General features: G+C 67.9%; 6 protein-coding genes. All 6 read right to left on the bottom strand.

Annotated elements, in window-relative coordinates:
* Window positions 1-396 (bottom strand): hypothetical protein (locus AAGI91_17460; GenBank protein ID MEM1044400.1); only part of this gene is annotated, 396 nt, incomplete at its 3' end.
* Window positions 397-648: 252 nt separating this feature from the next.
* On the bottom strand, window positions 649-1,005 hold the full coding sequence (locus AAGI91_17465; protein ID MEM1044401.1) for a hypothetical protein: 357 nt from the start codon (window positions 1,003-1,005) through the stop codon (window positions 649-651).
* 14 nt (window positions 1,006-1,019) lie between these two features.
* Window positions 1,020-1,892, bottom strand: a complete 873-nt coding sequence (locus AAGI91_17470; protein ID MEM1044402.1) for a M23 family metallopeptidase — start codon at window positions 1,890-1,892, stop codon at window positions 1,020-1,022.
* 4 nt (window positions 1,893-1,896) lie between these two features.
* Window positions 1,897-2,352, bottom strand: a complete 456-nt coding sequence (locus AAGI91_17475; GenBank protein ID MEM1044403.1) for a hypothetical protein — start codon at window positions 2,350-2,352, stop codon at window positions 1,897-1,899.
* Window positions 2,345-2,968, bottom strand: coding sequence for a hypothetical protein (locus AAGI91_17480; protein MEM1044404.1), 624 nt, complete (start codon window positions 2,966-2,968; stop codon window positions 2,345-2,347). The genes AAGI91_17475 and AAGI91_17480 overlap by 8 nt, the downstream gene beginning before the upstream one ends.
* A gap of 109 nt (window positions 2,969-3,077) precedes the next feature.
* Window positions 3,078-3,522 (bottom strand): lytic transglycosylase domain-containing protein (locus tag AAGI91_17485; GenBank protein ID MEM1044405.1); only part of this gene is annotated, 445 nt, incomplete at its 5' end.

The raw sequence follows: 3,522 nt of genomic DNA on the forward strand, positions 1-3,522 counted from the left end.
ACCGCCAGCCGTGAACGCTGCCCGTCGCCACCCATCCCCACGTGCCCGCTGGCGATCAGCGTCGAGCGTTGCCTCGACGAGTTGGTCTGAACACGCGGCCTCCCGAGCGAGCGACGAATCGAGGCGGACCATCGCGGCATCAAGGCGGGTCTCCGCCGCCTCCGCCTGAGTCCGTCGCGCGGCTTCGGCTGCCCTGAGCTGGGCGATCTCCGACTCCAGCGAGACGACCTCGGCCGCGCAAACGACGTAGTCGGCCAGAAGAGAGTCGATCGCCGTCGTCGGTGCGGTGACGACCGGTTGGCGGATGACGACCGGTTGGGCGTCAGCGCTGGGAGCGAGCGCGATACACGCTATCAGCGAGAGCGCGGCGACGAGCAGGATCAAGCGAGTCGACATAGGTCCGGAGGAAATCGGTGGAACGGGAGCGAGCGGATCGGACGGAGTCAGCGTCGGCGAGCGCGCGATCGGCGGCTGCGCGTGCCTCGTCCTGGTCGCGCTGGCGGAGTGAGTCGACGATCGCGGCCGTCGGGTCGATGGGCGGCGGCTCCGGGCAGTCCGCGACCGAGAGGCGGCCTAGTCCGAACGCGATTCCCAGCACGAGGAAGGCAATCAGGCGGTACTGGGCCGCGAGAGGATGATTCGCTTTGGTCATTGGAGATCGTCGGGGATGCCGTCGGGAGGCTCAGACGGTGGGGCTGTCGACGTGTCCGGCTCATGTAGGCCACGTCTCCCGTCCCGGTAGCCGCTCGCCACCTTCGAGACCGGGTAGGACAGCAGGAGCACGCTCATTAGCACCGCGAGCGGGTAGAGCGCCCGCACGAACAGTTCGTCTGGAAGCGCCAGCGTCCTCTGCACGATGGGGACTGCTAGCGCGAACCCGAGCACCACGAGGACGATCGTCCGGTAACCGCGGAGCGTCGGGAGCCACCGATCGGCGCACGCGTGGAGGCGGTACCGCTGGCGGACTCGTCCGAGCCGTCGCCGGACGCGCCAGGGCGAGGCCATGAGAGACGAGACGCTCACGACGGCAGCGGGGCGCGGACGAGGAAACCGGTCGGGTCGACGAGGTCACGCCGGCGCCGGAACGGGCGGCCGTTCAGACGGTCGATCGCACTCGTCAGGCGCCCACGCGAAATGCGCCCGGTCTCCAGCCCGAGGTACAGCTCGAAGTGGAGCATCTTGTGGCGGAACGCGTAGCGCTGGCCACGACGGTTACGGAGATAGAGTTGCCCGACTGTCCCGAGCTTCTGGCCGCGTTTGATGTATGCGCCCGCTTGGATCCCGCTCGCCAGGTCGACCTCGCCGTAGACGCATAGGAAGTGGTCGCCTGAGCGACCATTGCCGCCTGGTAAGTGGTGCGCGACGACGACGTGGTCGGTCTCGCCGTAGTAAGGAGCTGCTCGGACGATGCGCCCGTCAGCGACTGCCAGCACGGGAGTCCCGACCGGGTGGTAGAGATCGTCGCCAGCATGGCTACGGCCCCCTCCAGAGCGTCGCCAGCGGAACGAGCGCATCCCGGCGCCCGGCCCGTGAAACGGGGCCGTTGCGCTCTCCTCAAACGGGAACGTGACGTGGCCGGCGCCCGCGAAGTCAGCGATCTCGATGATGCGCGCGAGCGTCCGGTGCGTTCGCCCGCCGACGTCCAGGCGGGCGTCGGGCTTCCAGGCGTGGAGGTAACACCGCTGGAGCCACGAGATCGCGCCCTCGGTGCCGTCGCCGCTTTCTCCGTCGACAGGTCCGGGGTCGAGGTTGTCGTCTAGGAAGAAATTCTGCGCTCGGTGCAGCGCGCGCTGCATCAGCTCGACGTCGCGTTTTGCATTTGCACCTCGTCGGCCGACGGAGCCGGTGAAATAAAGCGAGCGAGAGGCGACGCCTCGGGCAGTGACGGACATGAGATCAGAGCGTAGAACGCTGGGATGCGAGAGACCGGCCGTGCTCGTCGAGCAGGCGCCACGTGTGAACGGTCGCCCCCAGTGCGGAGAGGAGGCCGATCGAGAATGCCGCGGCCACGCCACCCGACGCTGGCGCCGACTCGTAGAAGAACCAGGCGCGGGTCAGGTTGACGATGGCCGACAACACGAGCGCGGAGATGCGCCAGCGGCGAGGCCTCGTGAGCGAGACCGACCAGATCATGAGGGCCACGCCGACCATCACGCCCCCCCAGAGCCACGCTGGGCCCTCGAACGCGCCGTAGCTGTCCAGCTCGAACGTGCCTGCGCCGAAGGCCGTCCATGCGCCGACGATGAGGTTATAGGCGCCAACGCTGATTTCCAGCCAGAGGAGCGAGCCGCGCCGGAGCATGAGGTCGAGCCGTCGGCGTGGCTCTGAGGGACGTAATCGGCGATCAGTCATCGGTGATTGGTTTATCCGCTGGCGTGCCGTCCTCTGGCGGGTGATCCGCTGGCGTGTGATCCGATGGCGTGCGCGTCCTCGCGTTGCGCGGTGGCTGACCGGTCGCTGGCAGGCCGTTCGGATCCTCGCTGCTCTCGGCGTTTTGGATTGGTCGCACGACGGCGTGTAGTTCGGCGTCCACGACGACCGTCGGCCCCTCCTGGTCGTCGGTATCGATCGAGATCCCACGCGCCTCCAGGTTCTTTCGGAACGAGCGCATCAGGATTCGCATCAGCGAATTCCCCTTGCCGAGGTTGAGCCAGGCCAGCGACAGCAGCACGGCGCCAACAGTCATGAACATGATCCCCTTCACCCACTCCAGACCGGCCGTGTTGGCGTAGATGACGACGGCAACGAGCCCGACAGCCACGCCGACCCGGTCTCGTATGGACTCTCGAAAAGCGCGGCGTGCGAGTGCGCGGCGCCGCCTCTTGGCCTGCTCGTCCTTGCCAGGAACCTGCTCCTCGATGACCGCACGCGCGGCCATCTGCGTGGTCTTGAGCTCAAACCCCATTAGGGCCGTCAGCCCGAGCACAGGGCCGAGCTCGATCGCGAACAGCCCGGCGCCGGCAACCATAACAGCCTTCCATGCCCTCTCGATCACCGAGAGTGCAAGAGCTGAGCTGAAAGGAGTGGAGAAGGCGATCGGTCTGAGGGTTACGGGGTACCCGGCTACGGGCGACCGGCTATGGGAGGAGGCCTTCGCTCTGGGCTTTTGCGACGAGGCCGACCATCAGAAGACCGGCGCCGGCGAGCGAAGGGGCGATGAGGAGCGTTGCGGCGCCGGCGACACCGAGGACGGTGCCCCAGTCGACGGTCGAGGCGGGTGTCGTTGGGCTGGCGGTCCCTCCCAGCGCGGCCGAGATCACACGGGCCCTCGCCAGCACGTCGGTGGCGTAGTCCCGACCCGTCGTGTAGTGCTCCGCGGGCAAGTCCCGGCGCAGCGCCTTCCGGACGTTGCCTGGACCCGAGTTGTAGGCAGCCACAGCCGCGATGTAATCGCCGTCGAACGCCCTCAGGTTGTCCGCCAGCAGGCGCGCGGCGTAGCGAGCGTTGGCTGCGTGGTCGTCGTTCCGGTGCGCCCGGACAAACTCCGGGTGCCACCGGTCGTCGATCTGCATGAGGCCGCGC

It is taken from the genome of Bacteroidota bacterium, from assembly GCA_038746285.1.
In the GTDB taxonomy this organism is placed as follows: Bacteria; Bacteroidota; Rhodothermia; order Rhodothermales; family JANQRZ01; genus JANQRZ01.